The sequence below is a fragment of the Actinocatenispora comari genome, assembly GCF_017312725.1.
Classification (GTDB): Bacteria; Actinomycetota; Actinomycetes; order Mycobacteriales; family Micromonosporaceae; genus Actinocatenispora; species Actinocatenispora comari.
This window is the reverse complement of record NZ_BOPO01000069.1, coordinates 1-218: the sequence shown is the minus strand read 5'-3', so window position 1 is coordinate 218 and position 218 is coordinate 1. Positions and strand designations below refer to the sequence as shown.

At 45.4% G+C, this 218-nt stretch carries 1 rRNA gene; it reads left to right on the top strand.

The window, feature by feature from the left end:
• Positions 1-74 precede the first annotated feature (74 nt).
• A 23S ribosomal RNA gene (locus NUM_RS18850) occupies positions 75-218 on the top strand; the annotation flags it as partial.

Here is a 218-nt window from a genome sequence, read left to right as displayed (position 1 = left end):
CTTTGAAAACTAGATAACAGAAGTAATTCACATTCAATTGTAATGCAAGATATCACGTAGTGATTCTTTTTAACGGTTAAGTTAGAAAGGGCGCACGGTGGATGCCTTGGCACTAGGAGCCGATGAAGGACGGGACGAACACCGATATGCTTCGGGGAGCTGTAAGCAAGCTTTGATCCGGAGATTTCCGAATGGGGAAACCCACCACTCGTAATGGA